Origin of the sequence: Nocardioides pantholopis (assembly GCF_003710085.1) — a bacterium.
GTDB lineage: Bacteria > Actinomycetota > Actinomycetes > Propionibacteriales > Nocardioidaceae > Nocardioides > Nocardioides pantholopis.
The window spans coordinates 940,115-961,593 of the sequence record NZ_CP033324.1 but is presented as its reverse complement, the minus strand read 5'-3'; the positions used below and the strand labels follow the sequence as shown (position 1 = coordinate 961,593).

The 21,479-nt window shown below is 74.5% G+C and carries 20 protein-coding genes; 4 read left to right on the top strand and 16 right to left on the bottom strand.

Going from position 1 to position 21,479, the window contains the following annotated elements; all coding sequences use genetic code 11:
• Positions 1 to 25 precede the first annotated feature (25 nt).
• From EBO35_RS04510 to EBO35_RS04500, 3 genes are all read right to left on the bottom strand, one after another.
• Entirely contained in the window at positions 26 to 595 is a 570-nt protein-coding gene (locus EBO35_RS04510) for a hypothetical protein (RefSeq protein ID WP_206422666.1), read from the bottom strand.
• 133 nt (positions 596 to 728) lie between these two features.
• Entirely contained in the window at positions 729 to 5,600 is a 4,872-nt protein-coding gene (locus EBO35_RS04505) for an NAD-glutamate dehydrogenase (RefSeq protein WP_317983529.1), read from the bottom strand.
• An 82-nt stretch (positions 5,601 to 5,682) separates the two neighbouring features.
• Positions 5,683 to 6,495, bottom strand: coding sequence for a tryptophan 2,3-dioxygenase family protein (locus tag EBO35_RS04500; protein WP_206422665.1), 813 nt, complete (start codon positions 6,493 to 6,495; stop codon positions 5,683 to 5,685).
• A 64-nt stretch (positions 6,496 to 6,559) separates the two neighbouring features.
• Between EBO35_RS04500 and EBO35_RS04495 the strand changes: the two genes are divergently transcribed.
• Positions 6,560 to 7,042, top strand: coding sequence for a DUF2505 domain-containing protein (locus EBO35_RS04495; RefSeq protein WP_164477804.1), 483 nt, complete (start codon positions 6,560 to 6,562; stop codon positions 7,040 to 7,042).
• Here EBO35_RS04495 and EBO35_RS04490 read toward each other — a convergent pair.
• The 6 genes from EBO35_RS04490 to EBO35_RS04465 all read right to left on the bottom strand — a co-directional run bounded on the left by EBO35_RS04490 (position 7,027) and on the right by EBO35_RS04465 (position 12,942).
• Complete coding sequence (locus tag EBO35_RS04490; RefSeq protein WP_122816657.1) at positions 7,027 to 7,245, bottom strand: hypothetical protein; 219 nt, start codon at positions 7,243 to 7,245, stop codon at positions 7,027 to 7,029. The genes EBO35_RS04495 and EBO35_RS04490 overlap by 16 nt on opposite strands.
• A 10-nt stretch (positions 7,246 to 7,255) precedes the next feature.
• Entirely contained in the window at positions 7,256 to 8,881 is a 1,626-nt protein-coding gene (pruA, locus tag EBO35_RS04485; protein WP_122816656.1) for an L-glutamate gamma-semialdehyde dehydrogenase, read from the bottom strand.
• 130 nt (positions 8,882 to 9,011) lie between these two features.
• Entirely contained in the window at positions 9,012 to 9,362 is a 351-nt protein-coding gene (locus tag EBO35_RS04480; protein ID WP_122816655.1) for a DUF6912 family protein, read from the bottom strand.
• A complete protein-coding gene (locus EBO35_RS04475; protein WP_122816654.1) occupies positions 9,359 to 10,885 on the bottom strand; it encodes a WS/DGAT/MGAT family O-acyltransferase in 1,527 nt (508 codons plus the stop codon). The genes EBO35_RS04480 and EBO35_RS04475 overlap by 4 nt, the downstream gene beginning before the upstream one ends.
• Before the next feature lie 104 nt (positions 10,886 to 10,989).
• Complete coding sequence (locus EBO35_RS04470) at positions 10,990 to 12,267, bottom strand: AAA family ATPase (protein ID WP_122816653.1); 1,278 nt, start codon at positions 12,265 to 12,267, stop codon at positions 10,990 to 10,992.
• Positions 12,268 to 12,270: 3 nt separating this feature from the next.
• Positions 12,271 to 12,942, bottom strand: coding sequence for a hypothetical protein (locus tag EBO35_RS04465; RefSeq protein WP_127480033.1), 672 nt, complete (start codon positions 12,940 to 12,942; stop codon positions 12,271 to 12,273).
• Positions 12,943 to 13,042: 100 nt separating this feature from the next.
• On the opposite strand from EBO35_RS04465, the gene EBO35_RS04460 reads away from it, so the two are divergent.
• Positions 13,043 to 13,309 carry a helix-turn-helix domain-containing protein gene (locus EBO35_RS04460; protein ID WP_122816651.1) on the top strand — a complete coding sequence of 89 codons (267 nt, stop codon included), beginning with the start codon at positions 13,043 to 13,045 and terminating at the stop codon, positions 13,307 to 13,309.
• A 6-nt stretch (positions 13,310 to 13,315) separates the two neighbouring features.
• On the opposite strand, the gene EBO35_RS04455 is transcribed toward EBO35_RS04460, so the two are convergent.
• The 3 genes from EBO35_RS04455 to sigE form a co-directional block, all read right to left on the bottom strand.
• On the bottom strand, positions 13,316 to 14,656 hold the full coding sequence (locus EBO35_RS04455) for a S1C family serine protease (protein WP_122816650.1): 1,341 nt from the start codon (positions 14,654 to 14,656) through the stop codon (positions 13,316 to 13,318).
• Positions 14,657 to 14,723: 67 nt separating this feature from the next.
• Positions 14,724 to 15,215: an anti-sigma factor gene (locus tag EBO35_RS04450; RefSeq protein WP_122816649.1), complete on the bottom strand. Its 492-nt coding sequence runs from the start codon at positions 15,213 to 15,215 to the stop codon at positions 14,724 to 14,726.
• The gene (gene sigE / locus EBO35_RS04445) at positions 15,212 to 15,835 is read right to left on the bottom strand and encodes an RNA polymerase sigma factor SigE (RefSeq protein WP_122819309.1); all 624 of its coding nucleotides are present in this window, start codon (positions 15,833 to 15,835) and stop codon (positions 15,212 to 15,214) included. Before sigE ends, EBO35_RS04450 begins: the two co-directional genes overlap by 4 nt.
• 192 nt (positions 15,836 to 16,027) lie before the next feature.
• On the opposite strand from sigE, the gene EBO35_RS04440 reads away from it, so the two are divergent.
• On the top strand, positions 16,028 to 16,681 hold the full coding sequence (locus EBO35_RS04440; protein ID WP_122816648.1) for an O-methyltransferase: 654 nt from the start codon (positions 16,028 to 16,030) through the stop codon (positions 16,679 to 16,681).
• A gap of 28 nt (positions 16,682 to 16,709) precedes the next feature.
• Here the strand turns inward: EBO35_RS04440 and EBO35_RS04435 are convergent, their stop codons facing one another.
• Positions 16,710 to 18,842: an MMPL family transporter gene (locus EBO35_RS04435; RefSeq protein ID WP_122819307.1), complete on the bottom strand. Its 2,133-nt coding sequence runs from the start codon at positions 18,840 to 18,842 to the stop codon at positions 16,710 to 16,712.
• 59 nt (positions 18,843 to 18,901) lie between these two features.
• Between EBO35_RS04435 and EBO35_RS04430 the strand changes: the two genes are divergently transcribed.
• Positions 18,902 to 19,378, top strand: a complete 477-nt coding sequence (locus EBO35_RS04430; protein WP_122816647.1) for a MarR family transcriptional regulator — start codon at positions 18,902 to 18,904, stop codon at positions 19,376 to 19,378.
• Here EBO35_RS04430 and EBO35_RS04425 read toward each other — a convergent pair.
• From EBO35_RS04425 to EBO35_RS04415, 3 genes are read right to left on the bottom strand one after another with little or no spacing between them, the layout of a single operon-like run.
• Entirely contained in the window at positions 19,364 to 19,702 is a 339-nt protein-coding gene (locus tag EBO35_RS04425; protein WP_122816646.1) for a hypothetical protein, read from the bottom strand. The two genes, EBO35_RS04430 and EBO35_RS04425, sit on opposite strands and share 15 nt — an antisense overlap.
• The gene (locus tag EBO35_RS04420; protein WP_122816645.1) at positions 19,699 to 21,246 is read right to left on the bottom strand and encodes a leucyl aminopeptidase family protein; all 1,548 of its coding nucleotides are present in this window, start codon (positions 21,244 to 21,246) and stop codon (positions 19,699 to 19,701) included. The genes EBO35_RS04425 and EBO35_RS04420 overlap by 4 nt, the downstream gene beginning before the upstream one ends.
• Before the next feature lie 17 nt (positions 21,247 to 21,263).
• Entirely contained in the window at positions 21,264 to 21,431 is a 168-nt protein-coding gene (locus EBO35_RS04415) for a DUF3117 domain-containing protein (RefSeq protein ID WP_082574674.1), read from the bottom strand.
• Positions 21,432 to 21,479: the final 48 nt, after the last annotated feature.

Below are 21,479 nucleotides of genomic sequence, written 5' to 3'. Positions count from 1 at the left end.
AGGCCGACCGACGGCCTGGTCCCTCTCACCGGCGGGTCCCGGCCATCAGCACGCCGGCACCGAGCGCGACGCCCGCGACCGTCGCCCCGGCGGCCCCCGCCGCCAGGTCGCCGACGGTGTCGGCGTACCCCACCTGGATCCGCTCGTCGACGAACGTGTGCCCGAACCACTCCCCGAGCTCCCACACCACCGCCAGCGTCGTCCCGAGCGCCGCCGTCACGACCGCCGCCCCCGACCGGTGCACGCCCTGCGGGAGCATGCCGACCCGCACCATCGCGACGTACCCCATGGCGGCGACCAGGCCGGTGACCGTCGCGTGCACCACGACGTCGAGCCAGCCGATCCGGAGGTACCAGTCGAGCTCGGCGGCCCAGGCTCCCAGCAGCAGGCCCGAGCAGTACGCCGCGTCCAGCGCGAGCGGCGCTCCCAGCGCCCGCGGCACCATCGTGCCGCCGAGCACGAGCAGGAACAGCGCGAACCCGACGAAGCCCCACCCGAGCGCCCCCAGCACCACGCTGACCAGCGCCACGGCGCGCAGCAGGTCGGTCACCACCAGCGGCCGCGCGGCGGCGAGGCGGAGCGGGGTCGTGGTCACGCCGCGCCGGTATCCATCCTCCCCCGGCCCCACGCCCGCCGGGGGTGGTCTCGACGCGCTCGCTGGGCTCCCGGCTCGACCACCGACCAGGGCCGGACTCTCGGGCAGCTCCCTCAGGCCTCCGCAGCCCATCTCAGGACAGCAGCGAGCGCACCACCCGCAGGCCCACCGACAGCCGGGCGAGGTCGGGCCGGTCGTCGGAGCAGATCTCCTCGAGGGTCCGGGCCGCGCGGCCGATCCGGGTCGCGTCCTGGTCCTCCCAGGCGGCGATCCGGGCGGCGGCGGACTCCTCGCCCGACGTCGCGGCCAGAACCTGCGCGGTCAGCTGCGCGTGGACGCCATGCAGGTCGCTGCCGAGCGCCACCCGCGCCATCGTCTGCCAGCGGTCCTGACGGGGCAGCGCCAGGATCCGCTGCACGAGCACCGGCAGCCCGAGCCGCTCCCCCAGGTCGAAGTGGACCCGCGCCACCTCGACCGGGTCGAGGTCCTCCCGCATCGCGATCTCCACCACGCCCAGCAACATGTACGACGGCGGCAGCGCCGCCACCCGGGACGCCAGCTCCTCGGCGACCCCGGCGGACTCCAGCTCCTCGCGCCGCGCGTGGTAGGCCACCAACTCGCGTCCGCTCATCAGCTCGGGGAGCTGGGCGGCGATCTCCTGGACCGGCCCGCGGAAGTACTCGACCGTCGCGGCGCTGTCCAGCGGCGCCCGCCGGTTCGTGACCAGCCAGCGCGACGCCCGCTCCACCAGCGTGCGCATGTCCAGGCGCATCCGGGTCTGCACGGCCGCGTCGAGCACGTTGTCGAGCGCCGCGACCTCCTGGCGCAGCGACAGCGACCCGAAGATCTCGCGCGCCACGAAGTTGGCGCGGGTCAGGTCCGCCGGCGCGGCGCCGGTCTCCCCCGCCAGCCGCGGCCAGAACGTGGTCCCGGCGCCGTTGACCAGGTCGCCCACGACCTGGGTCACGATGATCTCGCGCCGCAGCGGGTGGTCGGCGATCTGCTCGGCCAGCCGCTCCCGCACCGCCGCCGGGAAGTAGCCGGACAGGTCGGTCTCCAGGTACGGGTCGTCGGGCAGGTCGGTCGCGAGCAGCTCGTCGGCCAGCACGATCTTGGTCCAGGCCATCAGCACCGCCAGCTCCGGCGGCGTCAGCCCCTCGCCCCGCTCCGCGCGGCGGCGCACCTCCTGGCTGCTCGGCAGGCCCTCGACCTCCCGGCTCAGGTGCCCCTCGCGCTCGAGGCGCCGCATCCAGTCCTCGTGCACGTGCAGCATCGAGGAGGCGTGGTCGACGGCGTTCGCGAGCGCCAGGTTCTGCTCGTAGTTGTCGGCCAGCACCAGCGCGGCCACGTCGTCGGTCATCTCCCCGAGCACCGCGTTGCGCTGCTTGCGGGTCAGGTCGCCGGCCGCCACCACCCGGTCGAGCAGGATCTTGAGGTTGACCTCGTGGTCGGAGGTGTCGACCCCTGCGGAGTTGTCGATGAAGTCGGTGTTGATCCGGCCGCCGCCGCGGGCGTACTCGATCCGGCCCGCCTGGGTGAGGCCGAGGTTGCCGCCCTCGCCCACGCAGCGCGCCCGCAGGTCGCGGCCGTCGACCCGCACCGCGTCGTTGGCCTTGTCCCCCGCATCGGCGTGGGTCTCGGCGGAGCCCTTCACGTAGGTCCCGATCCCGCCGTTCCACAGCAGGTCCACCGGCGCCGCCAGGATCGCCCGCATCAGCTCGGCGGGCGTCATCGTGCGCACCTCCGGGTCGATGCCCAGCGCCGTGCGGATCGCGTCGTTGAGCTCGACCTTCTTCAGCGACCGCGAGAACACGCCGCCGCCCTCGGAGATCAGGTCGCGGTCGTAGTCGCGCCAGCTCGAGCGCGGCAGCTCGAAGAGCCGCTTCCGCTCGGCGTACGACGCCGCCGCGTCCGGGGTGGGGTCGAGGAAGATGTCGCGGTGGTCGAACGCCGCGACCAGCCGGATGTGCTCGGAGCAGAGCATCCCGTTGCCGAACACGTCGCCGCTCATGTCGCCCACGCCGACGCAGGTGAAGTCCTCGGCCTGGCAGTCCAGGCCCATCTCGCGGAAGTGCCGGCGCACCGAGACCCAGGCCCCGCGAGCGGTGATCCCCATCGCCTTGTGGTCGTAGCCGACCGAGCCGCCGCTGGCGAACGCGTCGCCGAGCCAGAACCCGTAGTCGTTCGCGACCTCGTTGGCGATGTCGGAGAACGTCGCGGTGCCCTTGTCGGCCGCCACCACCAGGTAGGAGTCGTCCTCGTCGTGGCGCACGACGTACGGCGGCGGCACCGTCCGCCCCTCCACCCGGTTGTCGGTGAGGTCGAGCAGGCCGCTGATGAACGTGCGGTAGCAGCCGATCCCCTCGGCCAGCCAGGCTTCGCGGTCCGAGGCGTCCGGCAGCTGCTTGGCCACGAAGCCGCCCTTCGCGCCGACCGGCACGATCACGGTGTTCTTCACCATCTGCGCCTTGACCAGCCCCAGCACCTCGGTGCGGAAGTCGTCGCGCCGGTCCGACCAGCGCAGACCGCCGCGCGCCACGGAGCCGAAGCGCAGGTGCACGCCCTCGACCCGCGGCGAGTGCACGAAGATCTCGAAGCGCGGCCGGGGCTGCGGCAGGTCCGGGATCGCGGAGGGGTCGAGCTTGAACGCGAGGTACGGGCGCGGGCCACCGTCCGGCCGGTCGTCGACCGGCCGGAAGTAGTTGGTCCGCAGGGTGGCCCGGATCAGCGTCAGGTAGGAGCGCAGCACCCGGTCGTGGTCGAGGCTGACGACGTCCTCCAGCGCCCGCTCGATGCGACGCTCGAGCTCGGCCGCCCGCGCCCCCCGCGCCTCGGCTCCGGTGTCCCGTCCGTCCGGGCCGGGCTGGAACCGGGTCTCGAAGAGCTCGACCAGCAGCCGGGCGATGTCGACGTTGCGGCGCAGCGACGCCTCCATCGTGGCCCGCGAGAACGGCGAGCCGCCCTGGCGCAGGTACTTCGCGTACGCCCGCAGCACGGTGGTCTGGCGCCAGGTCAGCCCGGCCGCCAGCACCAGCGCGTTGAAGCCGTCGCTCTCGTTGTAGCCGTCCCACACCGAGCGCACGGCGTCCTGGAACAGCTCGCGAGCGCCCTCGGCGAGGGTGCCGAGACCGCGCAGGCCGAAGTCGTAGACGAAGACCTGCCGGTCCAGGCCCTCCAGCCGGTAGGGCCGCTCGTCGACGACCTCCACGCCCATCGAGGAGAGCATCGGCAGCACCGTGGACAGCGACAGCGGGGCACCGACGCGGTACACCTTGAGCCGGCCCTCCCCGGGCCCCGCGTCGACCGGCTCCTGCAGCGACAGGTCCAGGCCGTCGTCGGGGATCCGCTCCAGCCGGCCGACGTCGACGGCCGCGGTGCGCGGCGCGAAGTCCTCCTTGTACGCCTCCGGCCAGGCGTCCAGGTAGCGACGGCCCAGCTCGGCGCCCGCCTCCTCGCCGTACTCCGCGTGCACGGCGGCCACGAAGTCGTCGCGCCAGGATCGGGAGGCGTCGGTGAGCCGGCGCTCCAGGTCCGCGGTGTCGACCTCGGGCAGGTCCGCCCCCTGGGCCAGGTGCACGACGAAGTGCACCCGCGCGGTCGTCGACTCGTTGATGCCGACCGTGAACTCCACCGACTCCGCGCCCAGCCGGTCGGTCAGGATCGCGGCGAAGCGCTCACGGACTGTCGTGTTGTAGCGGTCCCGCGGCAGGTAGACGAGCACCGAGACGTAGCGACCGTAGGTGTCCTGCCGGGTCAGCACCCGCACCGCGCGCCGCTCGCGCGCGTGCATGGCCGCCTCGACCATCGGGGCCAGCTCGTCGACCGGGGTGTGGAACAGCTCGTCGCGCGGATAGCTCTCCAGGGTGTCCATCAGGGCCCGGCCGGCGTAGCTGCGGGGGTCGAAGCCGCTGCGGCGCAGCACCGCGGCGGCCCGCTCGCGCAGCAGCGGGATCCGGGTCAGCGACTCGGCGTACGCCGAGCTGGACAGCAGCCCGAGGAACCGCCGCTCGCCGACGACCTCGCCGGCCTCGTCGAAGGTCTTCACGCTGATGTAGTCCAGGTACGCCGGCCGGTGCACGGTCGCGCGCGAGTTGGCCTTGGCCAACACCAGCAGGTTCTTCTGGCGCGCCAGGGCCTGCACCTTCGGCGGCAGCCGGCCCGCCTCCGCGGACATGTCGGGGTCCGCGCGCAGGATGCCCAGGCCGGTGCCCGGGACGGCGCGCAGCAGGTCGTGCTCGCCGGCGCGCTGGAGCTCGTACTCCCGGTAGCCCAGGAACGTGAAGTGGTCGTCGGCCAGCCAGCGCAGCAGCTCGCGGCCCTGGCGGACGTCCTCGGGGTCCAGACCGGCCGGTGGGGCGCTGCCGAGCTCCTCGACGATCTCCAGCATCCGGCCCCGGGTCCGGCCCCAGTCCTCGGTGGCGTCGCGGACGTCGCCGAGGACCTGCTGGACCCGCTCCACGAGCCGGGCCGCGTCCGGGCCCTCGGGGATCCGGCTGACCTCGACGTGCATCCAGGCCTCGCGCACCGCCCCCTCCTCGGACTCCCCCGAGCCGTTGGCGACCGGGGCGATCGAGCGCAGGCCGCCGGTGATGTCGCGCACCACCTCGAACTGCGGGTGCACCACGACGTGCACCTCGCGCAGCTGGCGGGAGAGCTCCATGGTCAGGGAGTCCACGAGGAACGGCATGTCGTCGACGACGACCTCGACCACCGAGTGCCCGGCCGCCGACCAGCCGTGCTCGGCCAGCGTCGGCGTCAGCACCCGGACCGCGGCGGTCCCCTGCGGCCGCTGCCGCGCCAGCCGGTAGTGGCTGGCGAGCGCGCCGTACACGTCGACGGCTGTGCGGCCGACGAGGTCCTCGGGCGCGACGTGGCGGTAGTAGTTCGCCAGCAGCGCGTCGATCTCCTCGTGCGGCGGGCCCCCGCTCCCGCGGCCGCTGCGCGCGAGCTCGGCTGCCTGCTCGATCAGCTCTGACTTCTGGACCATCCGCGTCGTCTTTGACACGCCTCGACCATAGGCGCACCGGTGTGACGCGGCCAACGGGACACCCCCGGGAGCCGGTCTCCGGTCGAGTCAGAGGGTCGGGTCACAGGGTCGAGCGCAACTCCCACAGCAGCGGGTAGTACTGCAGCGGGACCCGCGAGCGCAGGTAGCTCGCGCCGCTGGATCCCCCGGTGCCGGACTTCGCGCCGATCATCCGCTCCACCATCACGACGTGCCGGGCCCGCCAGGCAGCGGCCAGCTCGTCGTGCTGGAGCAGCGCCTCGGCCAGCGCCCACACCTCCGGGAACGCCGAGCGGTCCCGCGCCGCGGTGCGCACCGAGTCCGCGACCTCCTCCTCGCTGCCCGCCGCGAGGCCGTGGCCGCGCAGCACGCCGAGGAACGCGTCCCACAGGGTCGGCTCGGAGAGCCGGCGCTCCAGGCGCGTCCGCTCGTCCGCGGTGAGCCCGCGGAACCGCTCGACGTACGCCGGGTCCTGCGCGCCGGAGAGGAACTCCAGCTCGCGGAACTGCACGGACTGGAAGCCGCTGGCCGGGGCGAGCCGCTGGCGGAACTCCAGGAAGTCCTGCGGGGTCATCGTCTCCAGCACGTCGACCTGCGAGACCAGCAGCCGTTCGATGACGTGGACCCGCGCGAGCAGGTGCTGGGCCCACCACAGCCGGCCGCCCGCCGGGCCGACGACCATCGCGTCGCGCGCCGCCTCCACCTCGTGCAGCAGCTGCTTGAACCACAGCTCGTAGACCTGGTGGATCGTGATGAACAGCAGCTCGTCATGGGCGGGCGGGTCGGACTCGAGGTGCTGGGCGTCGAGGAGCTGCGGCAGCCGCAGGTAGCTGCCGTAGGTGAGCTGGGCGCCCTGCTCGCCGAAGGAGACGAAGGACTCGCGCGACTCGGGCATACCCGGCACGGTACGCCCCGCGCGTCCCCGCGCCTGCGCTCCTCGAGCGGGCACAATGCCGCCCATGGCGACCCGGATCACCCACGACCTGACCTACGACGCGCCCGCCGGCGCGGTCCTCGCGATGCTGAGCGATCCGGCGTTCCGCGAGGAGGTGTGCGAGCGGATGGCGGTGACCCGGGCCACCGTGCGCGTGGAGGAGACCGACGCCGAGACCACTGTCACCGTGGAGCAGGAGCAGCCCTCCGAGGGGCTGCCGTCGTTCGCGACCGCCCTGGTCGGCGAATCCATCCCGATCGTGCGGGTGGAGCGCTGGACCGACCCGACCCGCGCGGACGTCGAGGTCACGATCCCGGGCAAGCCCGGGGAGATGGTCGGCACCGCCACGCTCACCGAGTCCGGCGGCACCACCACCGAGCGCGTCGAGCTCGAGATCCGGGTGCGGATCCCGCTGGTCGCCGGCCGGATCGAGAAGCTCGTGGCCGAGATGCTGCTCAAGGCGCTGCGCACCGAGAACGAGACCGGGCGCGACTACCTGTCGCGCTGAGGGTCGCGCTGAGGGTCGCTCGGCTCGGCGTTCTCCTCGAGGCGCCGGTCCTGGCGCCGGCGGATCATGATCGCGACCCCGAGGAGCAGGAACGGCCCGAACGCCAGCGCGATCGTGATCGCCTGCTCGACCGGGTGCAGCGGTCCGAGGTGCAGGGGCCCGAGGTGCACGGACGCCAGCAGGCCGAGGAGCTGTCCAGTCACCCCACCATTCTCACCCCTGGTAGGGGTAGCGGTAGTCGGTGGGGGGAACGAATGTCTCCTTGATCGACCGGGGCGAGGTCCAGCGCAGCAGGTTCAGCGCGGCCCCGGCCTTGTCGTTGGTGCCGGAGGCCCGGCCACCGCCGAAGGGCTGCTGGCCGACCACGGCCCCGGTCGGCTTGTCGTTGACGTAGAAGTTGCCGGCCGCGAACCGCAGCCGCTCCATCGCCCAGGCGATCGCCCGCCGGTCCCGCGCGATCACCGCGCCGGTGAGGGCGTACGGCGCGAACGACTCCATCTGGTCCACGACCCGCTCGAAGTCGGCGTCCTCGTAGACGTGCACCGCCAGGATCGGGCCGAAGTACTCGGTCCGGAACATCTCGTCGGTCGGGTCGCCGCCGACGACGACCGTGGGGCGGACGAACCAGCCCACCGAGTCGTCGGTCTGGCCGCCGGCGATCACCTCGAGGGTGTCGCTGGCCTGGGCCCGCTCGATCGCCGTACGGTGCTTGGCGAACGCGCGCTCATCGATGACCGCGCCCATGAAGTTCGTCATGTCGGTGACGTCGCCGACCGCTATCGACTCGACCTCGGCGACCAGGTCGTCGCAGATCCGCGCCCACAGCGACCGGGGGACGTAGGCCCGCGACGCCGCCGAGCACTTCTGGCCCTGGAACTCGAAGGAGCCCCGGACCAGCGCGGTGCGCAGCACGTCGGGGTCGGCGGAGGGATGGGCCACGACGAAGTCCTTGCCGCCGGTCTCCCCGACCACCCGCGGATAGGCGCGGTAGGACCCGATCCGGCTGCCGACCTCGCCCCACAGGTGCTGGAAGGTCGGCGTGGACCCGGTGAAGTGGATGCCGGCCAGGTCCGGGCTGGCCAGCGCCACCTCGGAGACCGCGATCCCGTCCCCGGGCAGCATGTTGATCACGCCCGGCGGCAGGCCGGCCTCCTCGAGCAGCTCCAGGGTCAGCGAGGCGGCGAGCTGCTGGGTCGGTGAGGGCTTCCAGACCACCGTGTTCCCCATCAGCGCCGGCGCGGTCGGCAGGTTGCCGGCGATCGCCGTGAAGTTGAACGGCGTGATCGCGTAGACGAAGCCCTCCAGCGGCCGGTGGTCGGTGCGGTTCCACACCCCCGGGCTGTTCGCGAGCGGCTGGTCGGTGAGGATCTGCTTGGCGTAGTGCACGTTGAAGCGCCAGAAGTCGATGAGCTCGCAGGCGCTGTCGATCTCGGCCTGGAACGCGGTCTTGGACTGGCCGAGCATGGTCGCGGCGTTGAGCCGCTGGCGCCACGGCCCGGCCAGCAGGTCCGCCGCCCGGAGCAGCACCGCGGCCCGGTCGTCCATCGACAGCGCCCGCCACTGGGGCCCGGCCGCACGGGCTGCCTCGACCGCGGCGGCCGCGTCGTCCCGGGTGGCGGCGTGGGCGACGCCGAGGACGTGCCCGTGGTCGTGCGGCTGGACGACCTCGAACCCGGACCCGCCGCTGACCCGCTCGCCACCGATCACCGCCGGCAGCTCACGGGTGCCCGCCTCCTGGCGGGCCAGCTCCGCCACCAGCGCGTCGCGCTCCGCGCTGCCGGGGGCGTAGGTCAGGGTGGGCTCATTGACGGGAGTCGGCGGGAACGAGATCGCGTCCATCCCCCGACCTTGTCAGACCGGACGCCCGGGCCCAAGGGTCGGCGGCCCACCCCTTGTAACGCGACGTTCGCACCACTAGGCGCACGTTGCAGCGGGCGCCCAGTGCATCGGACATCGCGTTACAAGCCGCTCAGGAGCCGAACGCGGACCCGTCGAGCAGGTGCGGGATCTCCTGGGTGGCGAACCAGCCGAGGTCGTCGTCGGGGTCGGCGCCCTCGACGGCGTCGACGTGGACGGCGACCACCCGGCGCAGCGGCACCGCCGCGTCGGGGTCGTCGACCTCACCGACCAGGACCACCCGGCGGCCCGGCCCGTCGAGCAGCGCCGCGGACGCCTCGGCCGCTGCCGCGAGGGCGGCGTACTCGCCCTCCTCGGTCTCGTCCGGTGCCTCGAACCGCTCCGCGCTCGCCGGAACCGACCCGGATCCGACGTAGGCCGCCAGGTCGGCGAGCGTGGCCGGGACGTAGACGCGGCTGGTCACGAGCGGCTCTGCTTTCCGCTGCCTGACTTGGCGCTGGCCGACTTCGCACCGGCCGACTTGGCGCCGGCCGACTTGGCACTGGCTGGCTTGGCACCGGCCCGGCGCCCCCGGGGCGCGCGCTGCCGACTGCCGACAGCGCTGTCCAGCAGCTCGTCGAGGGCCTCGGTGAAGCACTCGGCCAGCACGTGGGCGTCCGGCACCAGGTCCCGGTCGGCGGTGAGCCCGTAATAGACCGACCCGTCGTAGGACGTGACGCCGATGGCGATGGCGTGGCCGGGCAGCAGCGCCGGCACCGGGAACGTCGTCACCATCCGGGCGCCGGCGGCGTACAGCGGCGACTGCGGCCCGGGGACGTTGGTGACGGCGAGCTGGAAGCCGCGCCGCTGCTGCTCGGCGAAGGCCACCCGCGCCCCGAGGGCGTGGAAGGTCGTCGGCGCGAAGCCGGCCAGCCCGGCGAGCCGGTCGGCCGCGACGCCGCGCCCGGTCTCGCGGTGGGCGCGGAAGGAGTAGGACACCTGGTGCAGGCGCACCACGGGGCTGGCCTCGCCCACGGGCAGCTCGACGTAGTGGGGGGCCACCTGGCTGCCGAGCGAGGTGGCCTCCAGCTCGTCGTCGATGACCGAGACCGGGGCGAGGGCGCGGACGTGCCGCAACCCGGTCAGCGACTCGCCACGGGTCATCAGCCAGGCCCGCAGCGCGCCGGTCACCGTCGCCAGCACCACGTCGTTGACGGTGCCGCCGTGCGCCGCCCGGATCCGGCGGTGGTCCTCGAGGCTGGTGACCGCGCCGTCGACCCGACGCTGCTGGGACAGGGTGCCGCTGATCGCGTCGCGGCGCTCGGTGTGCCGGCCCGCGAACCCGCTGGTCACCCGGCCGACCCCGCGCAGCACGTCGTCCGCCCCGCGCCAGGTCGAGGCCACCCGGGAGCGGGCGGTGTCCACGACCACGGACGGCTGGGAGGTGAGGTCCCGCAGGGCGTCGCGCACCAGCGCGGTCGAGGACGGACGGCGCCGGGCCTGCCAGGCGTCGTCGCCCAGGGTCTTGACCTCGGGGGTGGTGTCGAGCAGCACCTGGCCCAGGTCGAGGGTGTCCAGCCCGTCCACGAGGACCCCGTGCGCCTTGTGCAGCAGCGCCACCCGACCGTCGGCCAGGCCCTCGATGAAGTAGACCTCCCACAGCGGGCGGGAGCGGTCCAGCGGCCGCGAGACGATCCGCGCGACGAGCTCGCGCAGCTGGCTCATGGAGCCCGGAGCCGGCAGCGCCGAGCGGCGGACGTGGTAGCCGAGGTCGAAGTCGGGGTCGTCGACCCAGACCGGGTTGGCGAGCCGTCCGGGCACCGGCCGGATCCGCTGCCGGTAGCGCGGGACGAACGAGAGCCGCTCGGAGATCAGTGCCACCAGGCGGTCGTGGTCGAAGCCGGAGCCCGACGGCTCGAAGATTTCCACCGTCGCGTTGTGCATCGGCGTCGAGGGGCTCTCGGCCGCCAGCAGGGCCAGGTCACGGGCGCGCAACCGCTGGCTCATCCGCCTGCCTCCTCATGCTTTTCGTGGGTGCGGCGCCCCGGTGCCCCGCGCCGCCTGCAGGGATTCTGGCAGACGCCACGCCCCGTCCGGGCCACCCTCGTCCGTCAGCGCCGCCGGGTACGACGTCGGCGTCCGGTCGCCGGTGCGGCGGTGGCCCCGGGGCCGGCGACGGCGGCCGCCAGCGCGTCCAGCGCGCGGGCCAGCGGGGAGTCCCCCACCTCGGGCAGGGTGCGCCCGGCGACCAGGGCCCGGTCCGCGGCCGCCCGGTCCTCGGGCAGGAAGTGCAGCGGCGCCGCCGGGGCGAATCCCGCGACCATCGCGGCCACCTCCTTCTCCGACCAGCCCAGCGTCGGCCGCATCCGGTTGACCACGACCCGCACCGGTGCGGACCCCGCCCGATCGGCCAGCTCAGCCAGCTCAACCAGGCCCCGGGCCAGCCGTGCGAGCCCGACCGGGTCGGCCGAGCCGACGACGACCAGCTCGTCGGCCACCGCGAGCGCTCCGAGGGTCAGCCGATGCCGACCGGCCCGAGCCCCGAGGTCGCCCGCCGCGTCGTCCTCCAGGGACGCGCCGGTGTCGACGACGACGTGCCCCTGCCCGGCGGCGACCTCCAGCAGATGCTCGACGGCACCGGCCCGCACCTCGGTCCAGCGGTCCGCCCGCGGGAGCCCGGTCACCACCGTCAGCCAGGGGTCGAGACCGCGCTGCACCGAGGCGAAGCGCTCCTCGAGCCGCCCGGACCCGGCTAGGCGGGCCGCGGCGAGCACGCCGGAGACCTCGTCGAGCACCCCGAGCTGCTGCGCGACGCTGGGCGCCTGGGGGTCGGCGTCGACCAGCACGGTGCGCATCCGCCGCCGGGACAGCTCCGCGGCGAGCCCGATCGCGACGGTGGTCCGGCCGGGTGCGCCGGCCGGGCCCCACACGGCGATCACCCGCCCGGCCTCGCCGGCCTGCTCCGCGTCCGGGCCCGGCGGGGCCGTGCCGTCCGGCGCCGCGGGCGGACCGGCGGGCGGCGCGGCGACCACCGAGACGGCCGCGCCCGGCAGCCGGTCCAGGGTCGCCTCGGTGACCAGGGCGCCCACCCCGATCCGGGAGGCGTGCAGCCGGGCGGCCTCGCCGGGCACCGCGGTCGCGGCGACCGCGACCGGCTCCACACCGTGGGCGCGCAGGTGGTCGACGGCCGCGGCGTCGAAGCCCGGGGCGTCGATGCCGACCACCGCCACGTCGGCCTGTCCCGCGGCCGCTGCGGCCATCAGGTCGTCGACGTCGACGCAGCGCTTGAGGACGACCACCCCGGCGGCGTCGGTGAGCAGCTGCATCGCGCGCTGCTCCCACGCGGCGCCGGCGGCGACCACCAGCACCACGACCGGCGAGCCGGGCACCGGTCAGCTCCGCCGGACGACGGTCAGCGCGGCACCCTCGGCGGCGCCGACGAGCTCGAAGAAGTCCGCGGCATCGTCCTCCGGCACCGCGACCACCAGCTGGCGGCGACCGGACGATCCGAGGCCGGCTGCCGGGTCCGGCGCCTCGACCACTGTCACGGCCGCGAGGGCGGGTCCGGGGCCGGCGTCCAGGGGCGGGCGTGCGCCGGCGGCGGGCAGGACGTGCACGTCGACGACCGACCCGGCGGCGACGCTCGGCGGGACCTGCTCGGCCTCGACCGCCAACGGCACCTGCACCGTCCCGGAGTCCGCAGCCGGCCCGAGCGCGGTGCGGGGCAGCAGCTCCCCCGCCCCGACGCCGCGGGTCAGCTGCAGGTCGCCGTCGAGGACCTCGTCGGTGCCGAGGTAGCGGTCCAGCTCGCCCTCGTCGGCGAAGCGCACCCGGGTGGCGACCAGGTCCTCGTCGGTGACGAGGTCGCCCTGACCCATGTCGGCGGCCACGGCCCAGACCGTGACGGTGTCGTCGGCAGCGGCCAGCAGCCGGGCGCCGGCCACGACCGAGGCGGCCACGATCGCGAGCCCGACCCACAGCCGCGGGTCGCGCCATCCCGGCGTACGCGTCCGCGCCGCGGGCGGCACCTGCGGCGGCGGGGACGGGACCGGTGTCCTCGGCACGGCGACATCATGCCCACCAGCGCGGCCGCCACGCACCCGATCGTCCACAGTCGCCGAGTGGCGGCGCCGGGGCGCGCGGCGCGGGTGTCACGATGGCCCCATGTCCGGCACTCCCCGCTTCCTCACCCTCGCCGACGTCGCGGAGGTGCTGAACACCTCCAGCGCCCAGGTCTACGCGCTGGTGCGGCGCGGTGAGCTCCCGGCCATCAAGATCGGCGGGCGCGGCCAGTGGCGGGTCGAGGCGGCCCAGCTGGAGGAGTTCATCCAGCGGATGTACACCGAGACCCGGACCTTCGTCGACCAGCACCCGTTCCTCGATGCAGATTCCGGGGCAGACTCCGGGGACGACGCGCTGCCGAAGCCCTGAGACCGGTCAGCCGACCTCGGAGTCCAGCGTCACCTCGACCGTGCGCTCCTTGCTGCCGCGCCGGACCGTGAACTCGATGGTCTCGCCCGGCTGGTGGGAACGGATCGAGACGATCAGCGCGATGCCGTCGGTGACCCGGCCGCCCTCGACGGCGGTGATCACGTCGCCGCTGCGCAGGCCGCTGTCGTCGGCGGGAGTGCCGGACGCGACCTCCTCGATGCGGGCGCCGCCGCCTCCGCGCTCACCGGTCTGCACCTGGGCGCCGATCACCGGGTAGCGCGCCTCGCCGGTGCGCAGGATCTGGTCGGTGGTGATCCGGACCTGCTCGATCGGGATCGCGAAGCCCACCCCGATGTTGCCGGACTCGCCGCCGAGCGCGCCGCCGCCGGTGGTGGCGATCGCGGAGTTCACGCCGACGACCTGGCCGCGCAGGTTGACCAGCGGCCCCCCGGAGTTGCCGGGGTTGATGGCGGCGTCGGTCTGGACCGCGTTGATGTAGGAGGACTCGTTGGCGGAGTCGCCGGTGCTGACCGGGCGCTGCAGCGCGCTGACGATGCCCGAGGTCACCGTCGAGCTGAGCCCCAGGGGCGATCCGATCGCGATCGCACCGTCGCCGACGCGGAGGGTGGCGGAGGCGCCGAGCGCCGCCGGGCGGGCGTCCTCGAGGTCGGGAGCGAGCAGCACGGCGAGGTCGTAGACCGGGCTGCGGCCCACGACCGTGGCCTCGTGCCGGTTGCCCTCGTGGTCGACGACCTCGATCGCGCCCTCGGACTCCGCGGCCTCGGCCACGACGTGGTTGTTGGTGACGACGTGTCCCTGCTTGTCGAGCACGAAGCCCGACCCGGTCGCGCCACCGTCCTGGCCCTCGAACTCGGCCAGGATCTGGACGGTGCTGGGCAACAGCTCCTGCGCGACCGCCGCCACGCTGCCCTCGTCGACGTCCAGCGGCGGCAGCTCGACGGTGTCGACGCCGCTGAGCCCCTCGCTGACCAGCTCACCGCCCTCGTCGTCGAACCGGTCCCAGGTCAGGGAGCCCGCGACGCCGCCGAGCGCACCGACGACGAGCGCGAGGGCCAGGACGCTGGCCCAGACCCAGCCGCCGACCCGGGCCCGGCCGGGAGTCGGCTGGGGGTACGGCGCGAGCGGCCGGGTGCCGGGCGGCGGATAGCCGGCCCAGGCGCCGGGCGGCGGCCCCGGAGGCAGGCCCTGCTGCGGTCCGGGCCGACCGGCGGGCGGCAGCCAGGCGTCACCGGGGCGCGGTCCGGCCGGTGGGGTGGCCGGCCGAGTCGGCGCGAGCGGCTGGGTCGACTCGGCGTCCGGGTGGGGCGCGTCCTGCTCCTCGTTCACGTGTCCATCATCCCAGTCGCTCCCAGCTCTACACGTTCGCCTCGGTCCCGACCGCTCCGGTCGGTGCTCAGCGCTGGCTCGGGGTGAGCGCCGAGTGCCGCGAGGTCGGCGTGGGCGACGGCGTGGTGGGCGTCGGGGTCGGCGTCACGCGGGTGACCGACGACGGCGGGACGGGGGCACGCCGGTCCAGACCGGGCGCGTCCGCGGGCGCCGTACCGAGGGCGAGCACGCCGACGACGGCCGCGCCGATGGCGCCGCCGCCGATCGCGACCAGCCCGGTGCGCGCCCGGGACCGGGGCCCGACGTCGGCCCGCGCGCCGAGGTCCCCGGGGGGCAGGCCGGACGCCGCCCCGAGGAGTGATCCCTTGAGCCCGGCAGGCGCGGCGTCCGCGCCGAACGAGAGCCCGGCGAGCCGGGTCTTGACCCAGCCCTCGCGCTCCACCTGGTCGCGGCACGCGTGGCACTGGTGGACGTGCGCCCAGGCCCGCTCGGTCTCCTCGGCCCCGAGCTGCCCGTCGAGGAGCGCACTGACCCGAGCGCCGCCGAGGTGTCCGATCACTGAGCGCCCCCGCCGGCGAGCACGGCGCCCTCGGCCCCGGCCGGGCCGGAGTAGCGCAGCCGGCCGGCGCTGGGCGCGCGGTGGGCCAGGGCGGTGCGCAGCATGGTCCGGCCCCGGTGGATCCGGGAGCGGACGGTGCCGAGCTTGGCACCGAGGATCTCGGAGATCTCCTCGTAGGTCAGTCCCTCGACGTCGCACAGGACCACCGCCGCACGGAAGTCCGGGGGCAGGGTGGCCAGTGCCTGCTCGACGTCGTCGTCGAAGCGCTGGTCGGCGTACGCCGCGTCCGGCGCCGGGGAGGCGCTGGTGAGCCGGGCCGCGCGCTCGTCGGAGAGCGCGTCGAAGCGGATCCGCTGCTTGCGGCGTGCCTGGTCGAGGAAGAGGTTGGTCGTGATCCGGTGCAGCCAGCCCTCGAAGGTGCCCGGCGAGTAGGTCGAGAGGGACCGGAAGACCCGGACGAAGACCTCCTGGGTGAGGTCCTCGGCGTCGTGACGGGTGCCGGTGAGGCGGTAGGCCAGGCGGTAGACGCGGTCGGAGTGCTGCTCGACGATCTCGTCCCAGCTCGGCACGTCGGCCGAGACCGCGCGCTCAGGTCCGGCGCCGTTCGCACCTGCATTCATGAGGGTCCCCTTCGAGCGGCGCACCTGGTCGTCCTCTCACCGTAGGCGTGGTTGCTGAAAGAACTCTGAGCCGGCGGCCTCTCGCGGGCTCCCTGCACAGAACGCACGGATCGGCCGTTCCGTTCCCGCCCCTCCCCGCGTCTCCCCCACGGCCCGGCGCCGCCAGGGCCGCGGCCACGGTAGGTTGAGGACGTGACGACGCCGATCAACGCCACGAGCTGGAGCTTCGCCGAGTCCTTCATCCCCGAGGACGAGGTCCTCGCGGCCGCCCGGTCCCGGGCCGAGGAGGTCGGGGTGACCCCGATCGGGCCTGGAGGCGGCGCCGCCCTGCGGTTCCTCGCCTCGGTGCTCGACGCCCGGTCGGTGGTCGAGATCGGCACCGGCACCGGCGTCTCCGGGCTGTGGCTGCTGCGCGGGATGCGCTCCGACGGCGTGCTGACCACCGTCGACATCGAGACCGAGCACCAGCGTCTGGCCCGGCAGTCCTTCACCGACGCCGGCATCCCCACCCAGCGCGCCCGCACCATCGCGGGCGCCGCGCTCGACGTGCTGCCGCGCCTGACCGACGGTCACTACGACCTGGTCTTCTGCGACGGCGACAAGGCCGAGTACTCCGCCTACCTCGCCGAGGCGCTGCGGCTGCTGCGCCCCGGCGGCGTCGTGGCGTTCGACAACGCCCTGTGGCACGACCGGGTCGCCGACCCCTCCCAGCGCGACGAGGACACGGTCGCGATCCGCACCCTCGGGCGCACGATCGCCGAGCACGACGAGCTCGTCTCGGTGCTGCTGCCCGTCGGCGACGGGCTGCTGGCCGCCAAGAAGGAATGGTCCCCCGGCTCCGACTGACGGCTCCGACTGACGGCCAGCGCGGGCCTCAGCCCGCGCTCGCGCCCACCGGCTCTGGCCGCTCCTGGCCGTGCGCCACCGGCCCGACCCGGCTCGGCCACCAGAACCGGTCGCCGAGCAGCAGCGCCAGCGCCGGCACCAGCACGGTGCGGACGACGAGCGTGTCCAGCAGCACGCCGATGCAGATGACCGTGCCGATCTGGGCCAGCACCACCAGCGGCAGCACGCCGAGCACCGCGAAGACCGCGGCGAGCAGGATGCCGGCACTGGTGATCACGCCACCGGTGGCGGTCAGCGCGCGCAGCATCCCGACCCGGGAGCCGTGCTCGCGGGCCTCCTCCCGGGCGCGGCTGACCAGGAAGATGTTGTAGTCGACGCCGAGGGCGACCAGGAACAGGAACGACAGCAGCGGCGTGCCGTTGTCGAGCGCCTCGAAGCCGAGGGGCCCGGTGAACAGCCACCAGGAGGCGCCGAGCGCCGCGGCGTACGTCGCCAGCACGGTGAGCACCAGCAGCACGGCGGCCACGACGGCCCGCAGCAGCAGGAGCAGCGCGCCGAGCACGAGCACCAGGATCAGGGGCAGGATCACCATCCGGTCGCGCTGCGCGGCGGTGTTCTCGTCCAGGGCGTCCGCCTCGGTCCCGCCGACGTGGGTGTCGTCGAGCCCGTCGAGCTCCTCACGGAGGTTCTCGATGGTGTCCCGGGCCTCCTCGCTGCCCGGGTCGGCCTCCAGGATCGCGTCGATCTGCGCGACCCCGTTGCCCTCCTCGCTCACCTGGGCCATCGCGACGCCGGGCGCGTCGCCCACGATCCGGGCGACCTCCTGGGGGTCGTCGCGGGTGACGACGATGGTGGGGTCGACCATGCCGGCCGGGAACGACTCCACCACCCGGTTCAGCGCGGTGATGGCCTCCGGCTCCTCGAGGAACTGGTCATCGGTGTCGAGGCCCGAGCGCAGGCCGAACAGCCCGGTCGAGAGCACCGCCAGGCCGGCGAGGGTGGCGACCACGAAGACCGCCGGACGCCGGGAGACCTGACGGCCGACCCGGGCCCACACCGAGGTGGTGCTCTCGACCAGGGCCGGGTCGCCGACGTGCGGCACCTTCGGCCAGAAGATCCAGCGCCCGAACAGGACCAGTGCGGCCGGGAGCACGACCAGGGCCGCGAACGCCGCCACCACGATGCCGACCGCCGAGGCGAGCCCGAGCCCGCGGGTCGTCGGGGTCAGCGAGAGCAGCAGGGTCAGCACGCCGAGGACGACGGTGGTGGCGCTGGCCAGCACCGCCCGCGACGTACGCCGCAGGGCGATCGCCATCGCCTCGTGCCGCGAGTCGCGGTGGCGCAGCTCGTCGCGGTAGCGCGAGATCAGCAGCAGTGCATAGTCGGTGCCGGCACCGAAGACCAGGACCGAGAGGATGCCGACCGTCGACTCGTCCCACGGCACGTCGACAGCGGCGAGGACCTGGGTCGCGAGGATCGCCGCGACCCGGTCGGCGAGACCGACGACCACGATCGGCACCAGCCACAGGATCGGGCTGCGGTAGGTGATGACGAGCAGCACCGCGACGATCGCGACAGTGGTCAGCAGGAGCCGCACGTCGGCCCCCGCGAAGACCTCGGCGAGGTCGGCGCGGACCGCCGCCGGACCGGTCACCTGCTCCTCGACGCCGTCGGGCACCTCGTCGGCGAGCCGCTCCCGCAGCTCCTCGACGACCTCGGAGTTCTCGTCGGAGGTGGCGGCGTTGACGGGGACGACCGCGATCGCGGCGGTGCCGTCCTCGGCGACCTGGAGGCTGCCGCCGGGGCCGAGCGGCACCGCCTCGAGCTCGTCGGCCAGCCCCTGGAGGTCCTGGACCGCGGCAGGATCCAGCGTGCCGCGCTCGGCGGCGAAGACGACGACGGCAGTCGTGGCGCCCTCGTCGGGAAGCTTGCCCTGGAGCTCGGCGGCCGCGGTGCTGTCCTTGCCGACCGGGACCTGGTCCAGGTCGCTGCGCGCCCGCTCGCCCTCACCGACCAGGCCGAGGAGGAGCACGCCCACCAGGATCGGCAGGAGCGCGACGACCGCGGCCGTGCGCCGGCCCGTGATCAGCCGCACCAGCCGGCCCACGGCGGAGGAACCGCGGTCCTGGGCGTGAGCGCCGTCGGGAGCGGTGTGGGGCATGGTGTACTCCTGCACGATCCGAGTAGTTCGGTAACTTAGATGCTAAGGAGGTTAACAATATGGCCAAGCCACCACCGTCGCCCGCACCGGTACCCGCCCTGCGCGACCTGATCTCGACCGGATCCCAGGTGCGCCACCACCTCGCGCGCACCGCCGGGCTGACCGAGAGCGAGCTGCGGGCCCTGGACCTCCTCTCGACCCAGACCCGCGGTCCGGCGGAGCTGGCGCGGCTGCTGGAGGTCAGCACGCCCGCCTCGACCGGCATCGTCGACCGGCTGGTCACCCGCGGCCACGCCGAGCGCCGTCCGCACGCCGGCGACCGGCGCCGCATCGAGCTGCACCTGACCGAGAGCGGGCGCACCGAGCTGCGCTCCCGGCTGACCCCGATGATCGCCGCGCTGCGGGACCTCGACGCGCGCTTCAGCGAGGACGAGCTCGCGGTGGTCGAGCGCTACCTGCGCGGAGCCACCGAGGCGCTGCGGGTCGTGCTGAGCGACGGCGCCGAGAAGCCGCGGGCCGGGTCAGCCCCGGGCTGAGGCGGCGAAGCCCTCCCAGCCCTCCGCGATCGCGACGACGTCGCAGGCCTCGATGAGGATCGGCGGGCTGCCGATGATCCGCGAGCCGGGCGCGTCCGCGGCCCCGGCGGCGAACGTCGCCTGGAACTCGGCCCGGGCCTCGTCGGTGGCGAAGACGTAGCAGCCCTCGAACCACTCCCCCGGGACCTGCCGCCAGGTCTTGAAGCGGAGCCCGGCCAGGCCGGTGAACCGGGCGTGCGAGGTGCCCTCGACGTACGCCGCGAGCCGCTCCTCGACGCCCGCGGGCGCGTCGGCGAGCGACCAGCGCACGGTCAGGCCCTTCACCCGATCCCGTCCAGGGGCCGGTCCTGCCCGAGCCACTGCAGCAGCGCGCGGGCTCCGAAGCCGGTCGGGCCGGTGGACCACTCATAGCGCTCCTCGGGGGCGTCGCCGACCGACGCGACGTCGAGGTGCGCCCACGGCACGTCGCCGACGAAGTGCTGCAGGAAGAGGGCGGCGGTGATCGCGCCCGGACCGCCCGCGCCGTTGTCGGCGTCGGCGATCTTCGAGGCCAGCTTCTCCTCGTACGCCGCGGCGAGCGGGAGGCGCCACAGCGGCTCCCCGGCCTCCTCGGCGGCGGCGAAGAGCCGCTCGGCGAGCAGCTCGTGGTTGGCGAAGTAGCCGCCCACCTGCTGGCCGAGCGCGACCTTCATCGCCCCGGTCAGCGTCGCGACGTCCACGACGACCGTCGGCTCGAGCTCGGCCACGGCGTACGCGAGGGCGTCGGCGAGCACCAGGCGGCCCTCGGCGTCGGTGTTGGTGACCTCGGTGGTGCGTCCGCCGCGGTGGCGGATCACGTCACCGGGGCGCATGGCGTCGCCGGAGACGGCGTTCTCGGCGGCGGGGACCAGCCCGACCACGCGGACCGGGCAGCCCACCTCGGCCAGCGCCGCGAGCGTGGCGATCACGACGGCGCCGCCGGACATGTCGCGCTTCATCGTGCTCATCGCCTCGCCGGGCTTGATCGAGAGCCCGCCGGAGTCGAAGGTGATGCCCTTCCCGACGAGGACGACCGTCGGGGTGCGGCGGTCGGCCTGCTTCGGGGTGTAGTCCAGGCGGATCAGCCGCGGCGGGGTGGCCGAGGCGCGGCCGACGGCGAGCACGCCGCCGAAGCCCTCGGCGGCCAGCCGGGTCTCGTCCCAGACCGTGCACGCCAACCCGGTGGCGGCGGCGACCTCCTGGGCCTGGCGGGCCAGCCAGTCGGGGTTCTTCAGGTTCGAGGGGACCGTGGCGAGGGTCCGGGCCCGCCAGCCCGCACCGGCGATCGCCACCGCGCGGCGCAATGTGGCCTCGCGGGAGTCGGGGACGCCGGCCAGCACCACGCGGGGCGCCGCCGGGCGCTCCGGCGCGGTGGAGCGCCAGGCGAAGGAGAAGGAGCCGAGCACCACGCCGACGGCGAAGGCCTCCAGGCCGGCGTCGTCGGTCGCGGACGCGATCGAGGTGGCCACGGCCGAGCGGCCCCGGGTGTGGCGGGCCAGCGTGGCGCCGGCACGGCGGAGGTCGGTGCGCCGCTGCGCACCGACCCCCACCATGACGACCGAGCGGAGCGAGGTGTTCCCCGGGACGCCGGCCGGCACGGCGTACGCCGTCACCTCACCGACGGCCCCCGACGCGCCCTCCGCCTCCAGGACGCCGAGCAGGTCGGCCCCGACCAGCTGGGCCACCTGCTCCCCGCCGGGCCCGAGCAGCACCGAGCCGCTCGGACCGTCGGCGGGCAGCACCGGAAGCGCCACGACATCGACGTCGTGGACCAGGTGCGGCGCGCGCTCGGAGAGCACGAGCCGCGGGGGCGCGAGCTGCGCGGGGAGCCGGGGTTCGTCCCGAGTCACGGACCTCGTCACCGAGCTCAGCCCACAACATCCTTGAGTGCGTCGCCGAGAGCGCCGGCCTCTTCGGCATTGAGCTCGACTACGAGGCGACCACCACCCTCGAGAGGAACCCGCATCACGATGCCGCGCCCCTCCTTGGTGACCTCCAGCGGACCGTCGCCCGTCCGCGGCTTCATCGCCGCCATCCGGCACCTCTTCCCTCTGTGTGTCCGAAGACGTCGGGACCAGAGCGA

What these genes read in the sequence shown, in the direction of transcription:
- EBO35_RS04500 (WP_206422665.1), bottom strand. Translation starts at nt 6,495, where the DNA reads ATGCCCGAGTCGCGCGAGTCCTTCGTCTCCTTCGGCGAGCAGGGCGCC.
- EBO35_RS04495 (WP_164477804.1), top strand. Translation starts at nt 6,560, where the DNA reads ATGGCGACCCGGATCACCCACGACCTGACCTACGACGCGCCCGCCGGC.
- pruA (WP_122816656.1), bottom strand. Translation starts at nt 8,881, where the DNA reads ATGGACGCGATCTCGTTCCCGCCGACTCCCGTCAATGAGCCCACCCTG.
- EBO35_RS04475 (WP_122816654.1), bottom strand. Translation starts at nt 10,885, where the DNA reads ATGAGCCAGCGGTTGCGCGCCCGTGACCTGGCCCTGCTGGCGGCCGAG.
- EBO35_RS04460 (WP_122816651.1), top strand. Translation starts at nt 13,043, where the DNA reads ATGTCCGGCACTCCCCGCTTCCTCACCCTCGCCGACGTCGCGGAGGTG.
- sigE (WP_122819309.1), bottom strand. Translation starts at nt 15,835, where the DNA reads ATGAATGCAGGTGCGAACGGCGCCGGACCTGAGCGCGCGGTCTCGGCC.
- EBO35_RS04435 (WP_122819307.1), bottom strand. Translation starts at nt 18,842, where the DNA reads ATGCCCCACACCGCTCCCGACGGCGCTCACGCCCAGGACCGCGGTTCC.
- EBO35_RS04430 (WP_122816647.1), top strand. Translation starts at nt 18,902, where the DNA reads ATGGCCAAGCCACCACCGTCGCCCGCACCGGTACCCGCCCTGCGCGAC.
- EBO35_RS04415 (WP_082574674.1), bottom strand. Translation starts at nt 21,431, where the DNA reads ATGGCGGCGATGAAGCCGCGGACGGGCGACGGTCCGCTGGAGGTCACC.